The 19115-nt window shown below is 57.8% G+C and carries 15 protein-coding genes; 12 read left to right on the forward strand and 3 right to left on the reverse strand.

Annotated elements, in window-relative coordinates; genetic code table 11:
• Positions 1 to 26: 26 nt before the first annotated feature.
• Positions 27 to 1208 (reverse strand): MFS transporter, encoded by a 1182-nt coding sequence (locus EJL02_RS00190; RefSeq protein ID WP_125114412.1) that lies wholly within the window; start codon positions 1206 to 1208, stop codon positions 27 to 29.
• Positions 1209 to 1310: 102 nt separating this feature from the next.
• Positions 1311 to 2753, reverse strand: a complete 1443-nt coding sequence (locus tag EJL02_RS00195) for a nicotinate phosphoribosyltransferase (protein WP_125114413.1) — start codon at positions 2751 to 2753, stop codon at positions 1311 to 1313.
• Positions 2754 to 3003: 250 nt separating this feature from the next.
• Between EJL02_RS00195 and EJL02_RS00200 the strand changes: the two genes are divergently transcribed.
• The 12 genes from EJL02_RS00200 to EJL02_RS00255 all read left to right on the forward strand — a co-directional run bounded on the left by EJL02_RS00200 (position 3004) and on the right by EJL02_RS00255 (position 18796).
• Positions 3004 to 4257, forward strand: a complete 1254-nt coding sequence (locus EJL02_RS00200; RefSeq protein ID WP_125114414.1) for an argininosuccinate synthase — start codon at positions 3004 to 3006, stop codon at positions 4255 to 4257.
• A 67-nt stretch (positions 4258 to 4324) separates the two neighbouring features.
• Positions 4325 to 5719 (forward strand): argininosuccinate lyase, encoded by a 1395-nt coding sequence (argH, locus tag EJL02_RS00205; protein ID WP_125114415.1) that lies wholly within the window; start codon positions 4325 to 4327, stop codon positions 5717 to 5719.
• Complete coding sequence (gene argC, locus EJL02_RS00210; RefSeq protein WP_125114416.1) at positions 5709 to 6629, forward strand: N-acetyl-gamma-glutamyl-phosphate reductase; 921 nt, start codon at positions 5709 to 5711, stop codon at positions 6627 to 6629. The genes argH and argC overlap by 11 nt, the downstream gene beginning before the upstream one ends.
• Before the next feature lie 39 nt (positions 6630 to 6668).
• On the forward strand, positions 6669 to 7877 hold the full coding sequence (gene argJ, locus EJL02_RS00215) for a bifunctional glutamate N-acetyltransferase/amino-acid acetyltransferase ArgJ (protein ID WP_125114417.1): 1209 nt from the start codon (positions 6669 to 6671) through the stop codon (positions 7875 to 7877).
• A gap of 32 nt (positions 7878 to 7909) precedes the next feature.
• Positions 7910 to 8782 carry an acetylglutamate kinase gene (argB, locus tag EJL02_RS00220; RefSeq protein WP_125114418.1) on the forward strand — a complete coding sequence of 291 codons (873 nt, stop codon included), beginning with the start codon at positions 7910 to 7912 and terminating at the stop codon, positions 8780 to 8782.
• Positions 8783 to 8798: 16 nt separating this feature from the next.
• A complete protein-coding gene (locus EJL02_RS00225; RefSeq protein ID WP_125114419.1) occupies positions 8799 to 9980 on the forward strand; it encodes an aspartate aminotransferase family protein in 1182 nt (393 codons plus the stop codon).
• Positions 9981 to 10895 carry an ornithine carbamoyltransferase gene (gene argF / locus EJL02_RS00230; RefSeq protein ID WP_125114420.1) on the forward strand — a complete coding sequence of 305 codons (915 nt, stop codon included), beginning with the start codon at positions 9981 to 9983 and terminating at the stop codon, positions 10893 to 10895. It abuts the gene before it with no gap.
• A 185-nt stretch (positions 10896 to 11080) separates the two neighbouring features.
• Entirely contained in the window at positions 11081 to 12457 is a 1377-nt protein-coding gene (locus EJL02_RS00235) for an MATE family efflux transporter (protein WP_125114421.1), read from the forward strand.
• A gap of 96 nt (positions 12458 to 12553) precedes the next feature.
• Positions 12554 to 13090 carry a YcxB family protein gene (locus EJL02_RS00240; RefSeq protein WP_125114422.1) on the forward strand — a complete coding sequence of 179 codons (537 nt, stop codon included), beginning with the start codon at positions 12554 to 12556 and terminating at the stop codon, positions 13088 to 13090.
• Between the two features lie 98 nt (positions 13091 to 13188).
• Complete coding sequence (locus tag EJL02_RS00245) at positions 13189 to 14868, forward strand: serpin family protein (protein ID WP_125114423.1); 1680 nt, start codon at positions 13189 to 13191, stop codon at positions 14866 to 14868.
• Positions 14869 to 15211: 343 nt separating this feature from the next.
• On the forward strand, positions 15212 to 16966 hold the full coding sequence (thrS, locus tag EJL02_RS00250) for a threonine--tRNA ligase (RefSeq protein ID WP_125114424.1): 1755 nt from the start codon (positions 15212 to 15214) through the stop codon (positions 16964 to 16966).
• Positions 16967 to 17029: 63 nt separating this feature from the next.
• A complete protein-coding gene (locus tag EJL02_RS00255; protein WP_125114425.1) occupies positions 17030 to 18796 on the forward strand; it encodes an S-layer homology domain-containing protein in 1767 nt (588 codons plus the stop codon).
• A 3-nt stretch (positions 18797 to 18799) separates the two neighbouring features.
• On the opposite strand, the gene EJL02_RS00260 is transcribed toward EJL02_RS00255, so the two are convergent.
• Positions 18800 to 19093, reverse strand: a complete 294-nt coding sequence (locus EJL02_RS00260; protein WP_125114426.1) for a hypothetical protein — start codon at positions 19091 to 19093, stop codon at positions 18800 to 18802.
• Positions 19094 to 19115 lie beyond the last annotated feature (22 nt).

Genomic DNA, 19115 nt, shown 5'->3' on the forward strand with positions numbered 1-19115 from the left:
GCCAAATGGCTTGGGACTTTTTTGGTTTACTTGGACCGGAAGGTGTGTGCGTTGAGAATGGCGGCGGCCAGCAGGCAGATCGCAGCGATCAGCAGCATGGCGAATCCAAACCGGATGCCGACATGATCCGCCGCAAGGCCGACCACAGTCGGCGCGACGGCGCCGCCGACGCCCGTGATGGAGACGAACAGGCCCATGCAGATCGGATAGCGGGAGAAAATGTCGCCGGCGTTGGACACCGAAGTGCCATACATGCCAGACATGCAAAGGCCGAGGCCCGCGGTGGCGATCAGCAGAAGCGGCAGGGCAGTGGCACAGACCAGCAGCGCGAGGAAGGCGGCAATACCGGTGCACATCACCAGCATCATCTGCCAAGGCTTCCAATGCGCGGCGATCAGGCTGCAGGAGAAGCGGCCGACCAGTAGCGCAACCCAGAGCAGCGAAGTGACGATCTGTGCGGCGCTGGCATCCAGCGCACCGGAATCGATGTAAAACGTGGTCAGCCAGCCCATCATGGACGCTTCCACCGCCTGATAGAAAAACCCGATCGCGGTGGTCTGCCAGAAGATGTGCTCGCGGAAGAACCCAAAGCCGCCGCTGGCCGGCGTTTGATAGCCTTCCGCCGGGCGTTCGTCCTCGATGTGCATGAACAGGCCGAATACCAGCGCCGCAATCAGCAGGACGAGCGCGGCGATCATCGCCAGACGCCAGCCGTTGCTGCCGCGCTGTAGGCAGACCAGCGTCAGAATCGGTGCGACGCAGGCGCCGATGGCAAAGAAGGCATGCAGCAGATTGAGGGGCGTGGCGTTGCCGCCGGAATAATCGCTCATGATGCGGTTGTTGTAGTCGGTGACCGCGCCCTTGGCCAGGCCGGTGAGCAGCATGGCGGCGATCAGCCAGAGGGGAGCGCCGTACAGCAGCATCATCAGGAAGCCGACCGGCATGAGCGCGTACAGCAGCAGGTAGGCGCGTTTGAGGCCGAGCTTGACCGATGCGGTACCGGTAATCAGGCCGACCGCAAGGTAGCCGACCGACTGGACGGACAGCAGCGTGCCGCCGGTTTTATAATCCAGCGCGTAGGCTTCGCGCAGCTGCGGCAGTACCGAACCGAGCATGATCAGGCCGATGCCCAATGCAAAATAGACCAGAAACAGCTCCGCAACGACGTAGGTTTTTTGTTTGCCGAGCGAAGCGAAAAATGCTTTCATGGGATAAGATCTCCTTAATTATATTGCAGGAAGTGAAATGGGATCACTGGACGCAAAAGAACAGCGGACCGGAATCGGTTCGCTGTTCTGGCGGTTTTTGCATCAGATGCGGCAGGATTCAAGCAGTTCGTGTTTGCAGTCCCACAGCTTTTTGGACAGGTCCACAAAATAGGTCTGCGGATTTTCAAAGCGCTTGATCTGGTCCCAAAGCGTTTCCACTTCGGACAGGCAGTAGCTGCGGATGTCCTTGATGTCCGGGCTGGTGTAAACGCAGCGTCCGGCTTTGAAAAGCTGCACGCGCAGCGGGCGCACGGTGTAATCCGTGACCACGCGCTTTTTCCAAGTGTGGATCGGGTGGAACAGGGTATACGGCTGGCTGTCGTCGATGACTTCGTCATAAACGGTCAGCACGTCGCCCAATGCCTTGCCGGTCTTGTTGTCCATCAGGCGGTAAACCTGCTTGAAATGCGGCGTGGTGATCTTTTCGACGTTTTCCGAAACCTTGATCTTGGGGATGATCTCGCCATCGGCGTTTTCGACTGCGGCAAGCTTGTACACACCGCCGAAAACCGGCTCGGACTTGGAGGTAATCAGGCGCTCGCCAATGCCGAAGGAATCCACCTTGGCGCCCTGTACCAGCAGATCGCGTACCAGATATTCGTCCAGTGAGTTGGACGCCATAATCTGCATGTCCGGGAAACCGGCTTCATCCAGCATATGGCGCGCTTCAATGGACAGATAGGCGATATCGCCCGAGTCCAGACGGATGCCGCGCGGGCGGATGCCCTTTTGCTCGACCATCTCGCGGGCGACCCGGATCGCGTTGGGCACGCCGGATTTGAGTACATTATAGGTATCGACCAGGAAAATGCAGTTATCCGGATAGATATCCGCATAGGCCTTGAAGGCTTCGTATTCGCTGTCGAACATCTGCACCCAGGAATGCGCCATGGTGCCGCCGGCAGGGATTTTGAAGTCGCGGTCCGCCAGCACGCAGGCCGTGCCCTGGCAGCCGCCGATGTACGCGGCGCGCGCGCCGTAGATGGCGCCGTCATAGCCTTGCGCCCGGCGCGAGCCGAATTCGAGCACCGTGCGGCCCTGCGCCGCGCGGGTGATGCGGTTCGCCTTGGTAGCGATCAGCGTCTGGTGGTTGATGGTCAGCAGGACCATGGTTTCCACGAACTGCGCCTGAATCATCGGACCGGCGACGGTGACCAGCGGCTCGCCGGGGAAAACCGGCGTGCCTTCCGGCACCGCCCAGACGTCACATTCAAATTTGAAATGGCGGAGGTAGTGCAGGAATGCTTCGGAGAAGCAGCCGCGTCCGCGCAAATATTTGATATCCTCTTCGGTAAAGTGCAGATTTTTGAAATAATCAATCAGCTGCTCCACGCCTGCCATGATGGCATAGCCGCCGCCATCGGGCACGCGGCGGAAAAACATGTCAAAGTATGCGCGGCGATCCGCGATCCCTTTTTCAAAGTAGCCATGTGCCATAGTAAATTCATAAAAGTCGGTCAACATGGTCAGATTTTTGTCTGTCATTGCGAAAACGCCCCTTTGCGCGCGGAAACCGTGCGCTTTTATTCATTCCCTGCATCTGTCTTGACACAGTACATTTATAGATATCATAGTACCTTTTTAACAAAAGTGCAAGCATTTCTTTCACAATGAAAATACAGAGATTGAATATTTATGCATTACATAAAATATTTATAAATTTTTCTTGCCAAACGATGGGATCGGGAGTATAATGAAACAGTCGAAAAAATGACAGGTACGGAGGTACGGAGACATGGAAAAGAAATATAACAAAGTAGTTCTGGCATATTCGGGCGGTCTGGATACTTCGGTGCTGATTCCGTGGCTGAAAGAGCATTACGGCTGCGAGGTCATTGCGGTATCCGGCAATGTCGGTCAGGCGGGTGAGCTGGACGGTCTGGAAGAGAAGGCGCTCAAGACCGGCGCGTCCAAGCTGTACATCGAGGATCTGACCAAGGAATTTGTCGATGACTACATCATCCCGACCATGAAGGCCGGTGCAACCTATGAGCAGTATCTGCTGGGCACTTCGTTTGCGCGTCCGATCATTGCAAAGCGCATCGTGGAGATCGCGCTCAAGGAAGGCGCGGACGCCATCTGCCATGGCTGCACGGGCAAGGGCAACGATCAGGTGCGTTTTGAGCTGGCGATCCATGCGTTTGCACCGCAGATGGATATCATCGCGCCGTGGCGTTTCTGGGAGCTCAACAGCCGTGAAAAGGAAATCGCTTACGCGGAAGCACACAACATTCCGCTCAAGATCAATAAGGAGACCAACTACTCCAAGGATAAGAACCTGTGGCACCTGAGCCACGAGGGCCTCGACCTCGAACTGCCGTCCAACGAGGCGCCGATCAACCGTCCGGGCTTCCTTGAGTTGGGCGTTTCGCCCGAGCAGGCGCCCGACAAGCCGACTTACGTCACCATCCACTTCGAGAAGGGCGTTCCGACCGCGGTTGACGGCGAGGAAATGGATTCGGTTGCCATCATCGAAAAGCTCAACAAGCTCGGCGGTGAAAACGGCGTCGGCATCCTCGATATCGTCGAGAACCGTCTGGTCGGCATGAAGAGCCGCGGCGTATATGAGACCCCGGGCGGCACGGTGCTGTATGCAGCGCATCAGAAGCTCGAGGAGATCACCCTCGACAAGGAGACCGCGCACTACAAGGCGCAGGTCGCGATGAAGTTCGGCGAACTGGTTTACAACGGCCAGTGGTACACCCCGCTGCGCAAGGCGCTCTCCGCGTTCGTGGATTCCACGCAGGAAACCGTCACCGGCGACGTCAAGCTCAAGCTGTACAAGGGCAACATCATCCCGGCGTCCGTCACCTCGCCGTACAGCCTGTACTCCGAGGATATGGCAACCTTCAACGAGGACGACTGCTACGATCAGGCGGATTCTGCAGGCTTCATCAACCTGTTCGGCCTGCCGCTCAAGGTTCGTGCGCTGAACGACCAGATCCTGTATCAGAAGACCGGCAAGCACTTCCCGTCGGTAGAAAAGTAATTGAAAAGATCGTGGGGCGGCATGTCCGAACGTGCCGCCCTGCGGGTGTTTTGTGAGGTAACGCAATATGGCAAAATTATGGGCAGGACGGTTTCAGAAAGAAACCGATCTGGTGGTAAACGACTTTAACTCGTCCATCCTGTTTGACTGCCGCTTATATAAAGAGGATATCACCGGCTCGATCGCACATGCGACCATGCTGGGCAAGCAGGGCATCATCGAGGAGCATGAGGCGGAGAAGATCGTCGAAGGCCTCAAGGGCATCCTGAAGGACATTGAGGACGGTAAGGTGGAGTTCTCGCTCGATTACGAGGATATCCACATGAACATTGAGCAGCTGCTGACCGAGCGTATCGGCGACACGGGCAAGCGCCTGCATACCGGCCGCTCGCGTAACGATCAGGTTGCGCTCGACATGCGTATGTATGTCAAGAGCGAGATCCGCGAGATCATCTCCATGATCTGCACCTTTATGAAGGCGCTGTGCAAGAAGAGCCGCGAAAATTTGGATACGGTCATGCCGGGCTATACGCATCTGCAGCGTGCGCAGCCGACCACGTTTGCACATTATATGATGGCCTATGCCAACATGCTCAAGCGCGATATCGGCCGTTTGCAGGATTGCCTCGAGCGCATGGATGAAATGCCGCTCGGCTCGGGCGCGCTGGCGTCCACGACCTATCCGATCGACCGTGAGTTTGTCCGGCAGCAGCTGGGCTTTGCCCGCCTGACCGACAACTCGCTTGACGGCGTTTCCGACCGTGACTACTGCGTGGAGTTGCTCTCTGCGCTGTCCATCCTGATGATGCACCTGTCGCGTCTGTCCGAGGAGATCATCTCGTGGTGCTCGTGGGAGTTCAAGTTCGTGGAACTGGACGACGCGTATTCCACCGGTTCGTCCATCATGCCGCAGAAGAAAAACCCGGACGTATGTGAGCTGATCCGCGGCAAGACCGGCCGTGTGTACGGCGCACTGACCACCATGCTGACTGTTTTGAAGGGCCTGCCGCTTGCGTATAACAAGGATATGCAGGAGGATAAGGAAGCCGTGTTTGGTGCGATCGATACGGTCAAGCAGTGCCTCGAGGTGTTCACGCCCATGTTCTCCACCATGACGCTGCTCAAGAATAACATGCGCAAGGCGGCGTCCCGCGGCTTTATCAACGCCACCGACTGCGCGGATTACCTGACCAAAAAGGGTGTTCCGTTCCGCGACGCATACAAGACGGTCGGCCGTCTGGTCAACCAGTGCATCAAGGCGGATGAGACGCTCGAAACCATGACCATGCGCGACTTTGCTGCGATTTCGGATAAGTTCGGCGACGACATTTATGACGCGCTCGATCTGCGCACCTGTGTTGCCGGCAGAAAGGTGACCGGCGGCCCTGCGCCGCAGGAGGTCACCCGCCAGATCGACAAGATCGAAAACTTCATCGCGGAGGTAGAGGGCGATGAAGCCTAAAGTATATATTGACGGCAAAGAGGGCACGACCGGCCTGCAGATCTACGACCGCCTTTCCGGCCGGGATGACATCGATCTGCTGCTGATCGACGAGGACAAGCGCAAGGACACCGAGGAGCGCCGCAAGTTCCTGAACGCAGCGGATATCGTGTTCCTGTGCCTGCCGGACGCCGCGGCGAAGGAAGCGGTCACGCTCATCGAAAACGACCATACCCGTGTCATCGACGCGTCCACCGCGCATCGTACCAACCCGGACTGGGATTACGGCTTTGCCGAGCTGTCCAAAGCGCACCGCGCGGCGATTGCAGACTCCAAGCGCGTGGCCAACCCCGGCTGTCACGCAAGTGGGTTTATCTCGTCCGTGTATCCGCTCGTGGCGCGCGATGTCGTGCCTGCGGATTTCGCGTTCACCTGTTTTTCGCTGACCGGCTACTCGGGCGGCGGCAAAAAGATGATCGCGGAATATGAGGACGCAAATCGGGATGTTTGCCATGATTCCGAGCGCATCTACGGACTGAACCTGCATCACAAGCATCTGCCGGAGATGGAATACGTCTGCGGACTGACCCAGCCGCCGGTGTTTGTGCCGGTGGTCGGCGATTTCTATAAAGGCATGGCCACGACCGTCATGCTGCCCGGTTTGGACGCGGAGCGCGTCCACGAAGCGCTGCAAGCGCATTACGAAGGGCAGAAGCTGGTCACGGTGGCGCCGCTTGGCGGGGATGCACCGGTGATTTATGCCAACACGCTCGCCGGACACGACAGCCTGCGGCTGATCGTAAACGGGCACGAGGAGCAGACCATTGTCACAGCGCTGTTTGACAACCTCGGCAAGGGGGCGTCGGGCGCGGCGGTGCAGAATATGAACATCATGCTCGGACTGGACGAGACGACCGGTCTGACACTGTAACGATCCTGACGGCGCATTGCATAAAGGAGAAATGAAACAATGAAAATTATCGAAGGCGGCGTGTGCGCCGCACAGGGGTTTACCGCGGGCAGCATCCGCTGCGGCATCAAGGCAAGCCGCACAAATGACGATACTGCTGTCATTTTCAGCGCGTGCGAGTGCACCGCTGCGGCAACCTATACGATGAACCGCGTCAAGGCGGCGCCGGTTTACGTCACCATGGAGCATCTGGAAAACGGCGTGGCGCGTGCGATCATCGCCAATTCGGGCAACGCCAACGCCTGCGCACCCGATGGTATGGAGAACGCCCGCCGGATGGCGAAGGCGGCTGCTAAGCTGCTCGGCGTGGACGAGGACGACGTGGTCGTGGCTTCCACCGGCGTTATCGGCCAGCGCCTGCCGGTCGAGTGCATTGAGGAGCACCTGCCGGAAATCAAACTGGAAGAGAACGGCTCGGAAAAGGCCAATTATGCCATTATGACGACCGATACGCGCACCAAAACCGCGGCGGTCGAGTTTACGATCGGCGGCAAGACCTGCCGCATCGGTGGCATCTGCAAGGGCAGCGGCATGATCCATCCGAACATGGGCACCATGCTGTCCTTCATCACGACCGACTGCGCGATCACGCATGAAATGCTGACGGATGCCTTGCAGGAGAACGTGCGCAAGACGTATAATCGGGTTACGGTCGATGGCGATACCTCGACCAACGATATGTGCGTCGTGCTGGCAAACGGCAAGGCGGGCAACGAGCTGATCGACTGGCAGGACGAGGATTATCAGGTGTTCTGCAAGGCGCTGAACGAGGTCAACACGCGTCTGGCGCGTCAGATCGCGGCGGACGGCGAGGGCGCGACCAAGCTGGTCACCTGCACGGTGAGCGGTTCGCGTTCGGAAGAGACGGCCGAGCGTCTGGCCAAGGCGGTGGTCGGCTCGAATCTGGTCAAGGCGGCCATGTTCGGCGCGGACGCCAACTGGGGCCGCGTGCTGTGCGCGATGGGCTATTCCAAGGCGCCGTTCCGTCCGGAATACGTCACGGTGGCGTTTTCTTCTCCGGCAGGCAGCATCACGGTCTGCGAGAAGGGCGAGGCGGTCGATTTTGATGAGGATGCCGCCAAGAAGATCCTGAGCGAAAATGAGGTCACCATCGCGATCAATGTCAACGAAGGCGAGGACAGCGCGACCGCATGGGGCTGCGATCTGACATATGATTATGTCAAGATCAACGGGGATTACCGCACCTGATCCATTCATAAAAAATAAAGGGAAGAGGCAACATGGACACACAACTTGATGCAGAGCTGAAGGCCAAAATCCTGGTCGAAGCCCTGCCGTATATCCAGAAATACTATGGCCAGACTGTCGTGGTGAAGTACGGCGGCAACGCCATGATCAACGAAGAACTCAAGGACGCGGTCATCCATGACCTGGTGCTGCTCAATCTGGTCGGCGTCAAGGTCGTTGTGGTGCACGGCGGCGGACCGGAGATTACCGAGATGCTCAAAAAGATCGGTAAGGAGTCCAAGTTTGTCAACGGCCTGCGCTACACCGACCGCGAAACCATGGATATCGTACAGATGGTGCTGTGCGGCAAGGTCAACAAGGACCTTGTCACGCTGCTCGAAAAGGCGGGCGGCCGCGGCATCGGTCTGGGCGGCATGGACGGCGGCATGTTCCAGGCCAAGCGCTTGACCGACCGCACCGGCACGGACTACGGCTATGTCGGCGATATCGTGGACGTCAATCCGGCGCCGGTCATCGACGTGCTCGAGCAGGGCTATATCCCGGTCGTTTCGACGGTCGCGCAGGGCGTGGACGACGAGACCAACTATAACATCAACGCGGACACCGCAGCGTGCAAGCTGGCGGTTGCGCTGGGCGCGAAAAAGCTCATCCTGCTGACCGATGTGCGCGGCCTGATGCTCGATCCGGACGACGAGTCGACCCTGCTGACCAACCTCAAGGTTTCCGAGGTGCCGCGTCTGATGCGCGACGGCGTCATCAAGGGCGGCATGATCCCCAAGGTGGATTGCTGCGTCGAAGCGGTCCGCAAGGGTGTGGATCAGGCAAATATTCAGGATGGCCGTGTCAAGCATTCGATTTTGATCGAACTGCTGTCCAAGGTGGGCGTCGGCACGATGTTCCAGTGAGAAGGAAGAGAAATCAATGACATATCAAGAACTCAAGGCCGAGGAAAACAAATATGTAATGAACACCTACGGCCGTTTCCCGATCGCGCTTGACCATGGCGAGGGCGCGACCGTATGGGATGTGGAAGGCAAAAAGTACATCGACCTTGCCTCGGGCATCGGCGTCAACTGCATGGGATATAACAACCCCAAAATCGTGGACGCGATCACCGAGCAGGCGCACAAGCTGATGCATGTTTCCAACCTGTTTACGACCGCGCCGATGGTGCAGGTGGCCAAAAAGCTGGTGGAAAAGACGCATCTGAACGGCAAGGTGTTTTTCGCAAACTCGGGCGCGGAGGCGAACGAGGGCGCGATCAAGCTGGCGCGCAAGTATTCGTTTGACAAATACGGCGAAGGCCGCTATAAGATCGTAACGCTCATCAATTCGTTCCACGGGCGCACGGTGACCACGCTCAAAGCGACCGGTCAGGACCGGTTCCACAATTACTTTTTCCCGTTTACCGAGGGCTTTGATTACGCCGAGGCCAATGACTTTGACTCGGTCCGCAAAAAAGTGGACGACATGACCTGCGCGGTCATGATGGAGCTTATTCAGGGCGAGGGTGGCGTGCTGCCGCTCGATCCGGCGTTCGTCAAGCAGGTCGAGGCGCTCTGCCGCGAAAAGGATCTGCTGCTCATCATTGATGAGGTGCAGACCGGTATCGGCCGCACGGGCAGCCTGTTCTGCTTCCAGCAGTACGGCATCCGCCCGGATGTCGTGACCATGGCCAAGGGCCTTGGCGGCGGCATGCCGATCGGCGCAGTGCTGGCTGCGGAAAACTGCGCGAATGTGCTGACGCCGGGCACGCATGCGACCACCTTCGGCGGCACGCCGATCGTGTGCGCAGCGGCCAACGCCGTGCTCGACACGGTTGGGGACGGTCAGTTCCTAGCTGCTGTGAAGGAAAAGGGCGAATATTTGAAAAACGGCATCCTGTCCCTCGGCTCGCCCAACATCCACGGTGTGCGCGGCATGGGTCTGATGCTCGGCATCATTGTGGACGAAGGCAAACACACGGTCTTTGCCAACCAACTGATCGAAAAAGGCGTGCTGGCGATCACGGCAGGCAAGAACGCCGTCCGTTTGCTGCCGCCGCTGACCATCTCCAAGGAAGAGATGGACGAAGCGCTCAACATTATGAAAGAGGTGTTTTGATTGAAGCATTTACTCAAGCTGCTGGACTGCTCCACGGAGGATATCATTGGCCTGCTCGATCTGGCCGATCAGCTGAAATACGAAAAGAAGCATAACATTTCGCACCGCCATCTGGAGGGCAAGAGCCTCGGCATGATCTTCCAGAAGTCGTCCACCCGCACGCGCGTCTCGTTCGAGACCGGCATGTATCAGCTGGGCGGTCAGGCGCTGTTCCTGTCCAACCGCGACCTGCAGATCGGCCGCGGCGAGCCGGTGCAGGACACCGCGCGCGTGCTCAGCCGTTATCTGGACGGCATCATGATCCGCACCTATGCGCAGAAGGAAGTCGAGGATCTGGCGGAGTACGGCTCGATTCCGGTCATCAACGGCCTGACCGATTTCTGCCATCCGTGCCAGGTGCTGGCCGACCTGATGACCATTCGTGAGAAGTTCGCGGTGCTCGAGGGCATCAAGATGTGCTACATCGGCGACGGCAACAACATGGCAAACTCCCTGATCGTCGGCGGCCTCAAGACCGGCATGAAGGTGTCGATCGCCACGCCGGAGAAATACCGTCCGCATGCGGACGTGATGGCGTTTGCCGAGGGCAATCCGAACTTCTTCATCACGGACGATCCGATGAAGGCCGCGGAGAATGCGGACGTTGTTATCACCGACACTTGGGCTTCCATGGGCATGGAAGCGGAAAAGGAAATCCGCATGAAGGCGTTCAAGGGCTATCAGGTCAATGACGAACTGCTGGCTGCCGCAAAGCCCGGCTGCATGGTGCAGCACTGCCTGCCGGCGTATCGTGAGCAGGAGATCACCACCAAGGTGTTCGAGGCGCACGCGGATGAGATCTTCGAAGAAGCGGAGAACCGTCTGCACGCGCAGAAGGCCGTCATGGTGACGCTCATGGGCAATCAGGACGCATAAAAAAAGCGCATTTGGGGCGCATCCGTCAGGATTTGTGGCGGATGCGCCTTTGTTTTCCATTCTGCGGGATGGTGTGGTTCTTGACGAACGGTCGGGAGAATGGTAAGATTAGAGAAAACAAGGGAGGAGCTGGGAGCTCCTCCCTTGCTTCCGTATCGGAAAGGCAATGCAGATGAGGTGAAACTTTGAGCGAACAGCAAATTGATTTTTCCAAGGGGAGTGTGCGGCGGAGCACGCTGGCGGTGGCATCGCCGATGCTGGTGGCGCAGGCGCTCAACTTGCTTTACAATATCGTGGACCGGATCTATATCGGTAAAATCCCGGGGGAGGGCACGATCGCGCTGGCGGGACTTGGGATCTGTTTCCCGGTGATCACGCTCGTGACGGCGTTTGCCAACCTGTTCGGTTTGGGCGGTGCGCCGCTGTGTTCGATCGCGCGCGGACAGAAAGACGAGGACGGCGCGCGCAAGGTGATGACCAACGCGTATTTTATGCTGCTGCTGACCGGTGTTGTGCTGACCGTTCTGGGGATCGCGCTGCACAAGCCGATCCTGTATTTATTTGGCGCGAGCGACGCGACCTATCCGTATGCCGCGGCGTATATGATCATCTATCTGCTGGGTACGGTGTTCGTGATGACGTCGCTGGGGCTCAACCCCTATATCAACAGTCAGGGGTTTGCGCGCGTCGGCATGCTCACGGTGCTGCTGGGCGCGGTGGCCAACATCGTGCTCGATCCGATCTTTATTTTTCTGTTGGGCATGGGCGTGCGCGGCGCGGCGCTGGCTACCATTTTGTCGCAGCTTCTGTCGGCCATTTGGGTGTTGCGGTTTTTGACCGGGCAAAAAGCCGAACTGACCATGCATTTCCGTGGATTCCGGCCGGATCTTGGCTGCATCCGGAAAATTGCGCTGCTCGGCACTGCCAGCTTTGTCATGTCGTTTACCGACTGTCTGGTGCAGGTGGCATGCAACGCAACATTGCGGCAGTTCGGCGGTGATCTTTACATCAGCGTGATGACGGTCATCAATTCCGTGCGTCAGATTGCGCAGACGCCGGTCATGGCGATTTCGGACGGCGCGTCGCCGGTCATCAGTTATAACTACGGCGCGCATGCGTTTGCCCGTGTGCGGGAGGCGATCCGCTTTATGACGCAGCTCGCCTTTGGCTATACGCTGCTGATTTGGGGATTGGTGTCCGCGTTCCCGATGTTTTTCATTATGATCTTCAACCATGAGCCTGAGCTGCTGTCGCTCGCTGTGCCGGCGCTGCATATTTACTTTTTCGGCTTTGTGATGATGGCGTTTCAGTTTTCCGGGCAGTGTGTGTTCAAATCGCTCAATAAGGCGCGGCTTGCAATCTTTTTTTCCTTGCTGCGCAAGGCGATCATCGTCGTGCCACTGACACTGTGGCTGCCGCATGTGGCGGGACTCGGCGTCAACGGTGTGTTTATCGCGGAACCCATCTCCAATTTTGTGGGCGGCTTGCTGTGCTATCTGACCATGCGCCTGACCGTGATGCCCGAACTCAAACAAGGCGCAAAGCAGGAAGCGCACGGATGAAAGTCTGGAAAAATACGGTTTGGCCTTGCTTTTGCACAGGCTTTTCGGTATAATGACTGCGTAACCGGCAAAAAAGCCGCAAAGGAGAAACCATTCATGGAACTGCATTATGATATTACCAAACAGGATTATATTGATTTTAACCTCAATTATTATGTGAATAACGCGGTCGTGCAGCGTAGTATTCTGATAACGCGCATCGCCACGGCAGTGATTGTGATTTTGGGCGGTACGGCGCTGATGTACTGGGTCAAGGGCCTGAGCGTGTTCAGCGTGCTGGTCTATCTGGCGCTGGCGGCCGTATGCTTTTTCGGCACGCCGTGGTATATGAAGCGCAAGGTGGTCAAGAACACCGAGCGGATTTTGCGCAATGCCCGCAACAAGCAGCTCTGCGGCCCCAAGACGCTGACGCTGGGGGAGGATTCGTTTGAACTGAAAGGGGAGAACGAGGACACCACCTATCAGTATGAGGCCGTACAGCGTACTGCGTCGGACGAAGGGCATTATTATATTTTTGTCGATGAGTTTTCCGCGATCATCGTGCCGTTTTCCGCGTTTGCCGATGCGTCGCAGAAGCAGGAATTTTATGACCGCATCACGGTGCACATCGAGGACGAAGCGCTCAAATGCTGAAAAAAAGCTCCCTTTTGCGGGAGCTTTTTTGCTTGACAGGGAACCGTATCCCAAAGCGGTGCGTCTAACCAAGTACCATAAACAAGGGAGGGATTGCCATGAAACGAAGGATTTTAGCGGCGCTGCTCAGCTTGTGTCTGCTGCTGCCGGTGGCTGCCGGGGCGACAAGCGTTCCGGCGGAGGGAGATCAGGCGGCTGTGTCCCGCATCGGGTTCCTCGGTGAGCTGGCGCAGGCAATCGGGGCGGACACCAGTGCGTATGCGGATGTGGAGCTGCCGTTTACCGACTGCTCGCAGGATGAAAGCATTGCGTGGGCGTGGTACAACTGGCTGATCAACGGGGACGGAACGGGTGCCTGCCGTGCCAACGAAATCAACCGGGAGGAAGCGGCGACCATCCTCGGCCGCTGGATCGACCACACCTATACCGAGCTGCCCGCAGGCTGCGGTACCGGTGCGCCGAACATGGATAATATCTCCGAATGGGCGCAGGACGGCGTGATGAAATGCTGGATGTACGGCATCATCGACACGGACGACGCGCTGGATTTCCGTCCGCAAGACCGGGTGACCGTGGCGGACGCCAAGGAATGGTGCGGCAATCTGCGCAAGCTGGCGGAGCTGCCTGCGGATTTGCAGACGGATGCGCCGGGCTTTGCCGATGCGCTGGTGCGCGCGGCGGCCCCGAGCGGCAACTGGACGCTTTCGCCGTATTCCGCGCGGCTGTGCCTTGCCATGCTGGCAAACGGCGCGAAGGGCGAAACGCAGCAGGAGCTGCTGGATGCCTTGCAGATCGACGATCTGGATGCGTTTAACCAGCGCGTCAAGGAACTGATGGAAACGTACGACGGCTACGCGCGCATTCTGTCGCTCGACACGGCAAACTCCATCTGGATCAACCAGAGCTGGTTTGACGGCAAGGGCGCATTCCTGTCGGATTTTGCCGAGAAGATGAAGCAAGATTATCGCGCAACTACCGAAGAGGTCACGGACGCGGATTCGGTGGAACGGGTCAACGAATGGGTAAATGAAAAGACCAACGGCAAAATTCCGGCCATCCTGACCGAGGACAACCGCGATTTTGTCACAGCGCTGATTAACGCGGTGTACTTCAAGGCCGCGTGGGAGAATGAATTTTCCGAGAATCAGACAGAAAAAGCCGACTTTACCAATGCCGACGGCACGACCGGCACGGTTGATATGATGCACCAGACTAGCGGCTTTGGTTACTATGCGGCGCCGGGCGTCGAAGCGCTTCGGATGAATTACCGAAAATACGCGGCGGACAACCCGGAGGGAGACAACTGGGAAATTTTCCGGGATGCGGATTTCAGCATGTATCTGATCAAGTCGGACGAGCCATTGGACGTGCAGCATCTGTTGGATCGTGCAGAATTTGAGTATGGATTGGTCAATGTGTCCGTGCCGAAATTTAAGGTGGAATACGGTGCGGCGCTCGACGATGCGCTGCAAGCGCTCGGCGTCAAAACGGCCTATGACCCGGAAAAGGCCGACCTGACCGCGATGCTTGACCCGTCCGGCCTGCCGGGCGGCCAACATTTCCTCGACACGGTGCTGCAAAAGGCGTATATTGCCGTTGACGAAAAGGGCACCGAAGCCGCGGCTGTCACCGTGGCGGCAGACACCGGAGGCGCGGCGATGCCGGATCGTCCGCCGCTCGAGCGCGAATTCACGGCCGACAGCCCGTTCTGGTTTGTCATTCGGGATAACGCAAACGGGGAAATTCTGTTTGTCGGTCGGTACGAAACTGCCGAATAAACGGTTGACAAAAGCGTTTTTGGGGTATAATATAAGCATGTATTATTGCAAAAGGCGATGAAGGAAATCCCGTAGAACCCCAAAAAACACCTGCAAGAGAGCGGATGACGTGGCTGAGAGCGTCCGCAGGTGCGGGCAAGGCGGCACCGATTCCCGAGCCCCGCGGCGGAAAAACGCAGTATGCCGCGGCGTCCCGTCCACGTTACGGACTCCAGAGCGGTAAGCCCGCAAAAGGGCTTGCAAGCAGGGTGGAACCGTGGGTTTATTATAAGCTCACCCCTGATCTTACGTCGGGGGTGGGCTTTTTTGTTCTCCCCGCAACAACAAAAGGAGGAACACTGTGATGTCCGAAGAAAACAAGTACACGTTTGAAAACCCGGAATACCGCGACACCTACCGCCACACGGTATCGCATATTCTTGCGCAGGCGGTCAAGCGCCTGTATCCGGAAGTGAAGCTCGCGATCGGTCCGTCGATCGAAAACGGCTTCTACTATGACTTTGATGCGCCGTTCTCCTTCACGCAGGAGAATCTGGATGCGCTCGAAGCCGAGATGAAGAAGATCTGCAAGGAGAAGCTGCCGCTCGAGCGCTTTGAGCTGCCGCGTGCGGAAGCCCGCAAGCTGATGGAGGACAAGGATGAGCCGTACAAGGTGCAGCTGATCGACGACCTGCCGGAGGACGCGACTATTTCGTTCTACAAGCAGGGCGAGTTCACCGATCTGTGCGCCGGCCCGCATCTGGATTCGACCGGCCGCGTCAAGGGCAACGGCATCAAGCTGATGAATGTCACCGGCGCATATTGGCGCGGCGACAGCAAGAACAAGATGCTGCAGCGTATTTACGGTACGGCTTTTCCGAAGAAGGACGAGCTGGACGCATATCTGAACATGCTGGAAGAGGCTAAAAAGCGCGACCACCGTCGTCTCGGCAAGGAACTCGGTCTGTTCATGCTGACCGAGGAAGGCCCGGGTTTCCCGTTCTTCCTGCCCAACGGCATGACGCTCAAGAACACTCTGATCGACTACTGGCGCGAGGTGCATAAGAAGTACGGCTATGTTGAGGTTTCCACCCCGATCATCCTCAGCCGCAAGCTGTGGGAGCGTTCCGGCCACTGGGATCACTACAAGCAGAACATGTACACCACAGTCATTGACGACGAGGATTTCGCCATCAAGCCGATGAACTGCCCGGGCGGCATGCTGGTTTACAAATCCCAGCCGCACTCCTACCGCGAACTGCCGCTGCGCGTGGGCGAGCTGGGTTTGGTGCACCGTCACGAGCTGTCCGGTGCGCTGCACGGCCTGTTCCGCGTGCGCTGCTTCACGCAGGACGATGCGCACATCTTTATGACCCCGGATCAGATGAAGGACGAGATCAAGAACGTTGTCAAGCTGTTTGACGAAGTGTACTCGGTCTTTGGCCTGACCTATACGATCGAGCTGTCCACTATGCCGGAGGACCACATCGGCACGGTCGAGCAGTGGGAGCACAATCAGGATGTCCTGAAGGAAGCGATCACCGAGCTGGGCAAGCCCTTTACGATCAACGAGGGCGACGGCGCGTTCTACGGCCCGAAACTGGACTTCCATCTGGCCGATTCGCTTGGCCGCACCTGGCAGTGCGGCACGATCCAGCTGGATTCCCAGTTGCCGGAGCGTTTTGAACTCGAGTACATCGGCGCGGACGGCGAGAAGCATCGCCCGATCATGATCCACCGCGTGGTACTGGGTTCGATCGAGCGTTTCATTGGCGTCATCACCGAGCACTTTGCCGGCGCGTTCCCGACTTGGCTTGCACCCGAGCAGGTGCGCATCATGCCGATGACCGACCGCAATGTGCCGTGCGCGCAGGAGGTTGTGAACCAGCTGACGGCTGCCGGCTTCCGCGTGACGATGGACGACCGCAACGAAAAGATCGGCTACAAGATCCGCGAGGCGCAGGTGCACAAGGTGCCGTATATGGTCGTCATTGGCGACAAGGACGAGGAAAAGGGCATCATCTCGGTGCGCGAGCGCAAGACTGGCGAGACCACGCCGATGGAGCTCTCCGAGTTCATTGAGAAGCTCAGCTATGAGGTTAAGGAAAAACTGAGATAAGATTTTTTTGACAAGTCCAAATGATCCGTTGATCTGCCCGATATACCGAAAGGGGATTTTGGTATGAAAAAGCTGGTTGCTGTTTGTTTTGCTTGTCTGATGCTGTTCTGCGCCGCCGGTGCGGCGCAGGTCGGCACAATTGATAACGGCTATCCGGGGGACACGGAAGCACAGGCACAGCTGCTGCATGACCTTGGCCTGTTCCGCGGAACGGAAAACGGATTCGAGCTGGAAAAGCCCATGACCCGCGCCGAGGCCGCCGCGATGCTCACGCGTCTGCTGGGCGCGGAGCAAGAAGCGCTGCATGGGACGTGGACGCATCCGTTTGCCGATGTGCCGCAGTGGGCCGATCCCTATGTCGGCTGGCTGTACGAAAACGGTCTGACCAAGGGCACTTCCGCCACGACGTACGGGGCGGAGCAAAACGTGACCTGTGGACAGTATTGCACTTTCCTTGCCCGTGCTTCAACGGATGATGATTTTTACTCCTGGCTGCTCCGGTATGGGGAAAACGAGGAGGAACGCTGCGATGCGGCGGGCTTTGTCCGGGGTGACGCGGTTTCGCTCTCCGTGCGGCTGCTCGAGCAGCATTACACCAGAAATGGCGATACCAATGGGTTTAGCGTCGCGCAGAAGCTGATCAATCAGGGCGTATTTACTGCGGAACAGCTGAAAACAGCGGCGCAAAACGTGCTGCCGTTTGCGTATCGGTGTTCCGGCGAGGGTGCCGATACCGAGGTGTGTTATACGACGGCAGGCGTGACGGTGGAATCGGTCAAAGCAGGTGCGCAGGTCAGTGTGTGCACACTGGACGATGGTGCGCCGCCGGTTTATGCGGTAGTTGGCGGGTCCGGTGAGGAAAAAACACTGTGCCGGATCGAAATGGAGCCGATGCGGCTGGTTCCGATGGATACCTGTGGCAGCGAAGCGGATTATTATGATTTGTGCCGGGTCGGCGGCACGGACTACTTTTATATCGATGTTTGGCCGGATGATTCGCTCAAAAAGACGTCTGTTTTGATGATACGGGGCAACACCGTGCAGTTGACGGACATCAGATTGGAAGGCGAATGGCAGCTCCGTTCGTGGAAGGACGGGCAGCTTATGCTGGGCGAGACCGGCTGGCTGCTGACCGAAAACGGTGCCGAGTCCACACAGATGCGGGGACTGGTTTTTGCAACCTTGCCGGACGGCAGAATGGTGACCCAGTGGGTGAATGAAGAGCAGACCACGATCTATACCTGGACACCGGATGGGCAGCCGGTCAACACGATCGCCGTGAAGAACGATTTGCTGGCTTATCCGTTGGACGATGCGCGCGTAGTATTTGCGCCGCAGCTGAAAAATTACAATAACGTATACTTTTGGGGCAGTGCGGGTCTGTACCGCATGGATGCGGACGGCCTGACACAGATCACGCCGCTGCCGACCTATGATTATACGCGTAACCCGTCGGACGACAGCATTGTGATTGTCACGCACGACCGCAGCCGCTTTGTGGCTTACTCAGAAAGCGCAGTCACGATGCGCACAGGCGATACGCTTATGCGTATCCTGTCGGACGGCACGGTCGAGCCGCTGCTGCCGGAACTGCCGGAAGGCAGCTTGCTGCTGGATCAGGTCGGCTTTTTGGATGATGGACGCATCCAGTTTACCATGCTCAAGCCAACCGAGCCGCGCATGATGGGGCGTTTTACCTGCGTTCTGGATGATGGCAAGGTCACCGTGACTGACGCGACGGATGATATTTTCTATATGTGGGGCGAGGACGCGATCCAAGTCGAGCAGGCGCGTCTGGACGCGCTCGGCGTCGGCGTCGGTGCGGCTTAACTTCTACTCAAGCGCGCGGAAGTTGTCCGAACGGCGGAACACCTTGACATGGTACAGCCGTCCCGCTTCCAAAGGTCCAAAGGCAAATTGTCCCTGTTCGTCGGTGTACAGCGCGCCGACCGGTGTTTCCGGTGCGTCCGCGCAGTAGATCGTCACGAGCGCTCCGGCGGCGGCTTTGCCGTCTGCGCCGGAAACCGTGCCGACAAGCGCGGGACGTTGATCGGCGGAAAGAGAAACCTTGGTCTGGATGACTTCGTTGGCCGCGGGTTTGACAAAAAAGGACTGGATCAAATTCATTGGGGGAGACCCCTTTCTGATA

The sequence above is a fragment of the Agathobaculum sp. Marseille-P7918 genome, from assembly GCF_900625105.1.
Lineage (GTDB): Bacteria > Bacillota > Clostridia > Oscillospirales > Butyricicoccaceae > Agathobaculum.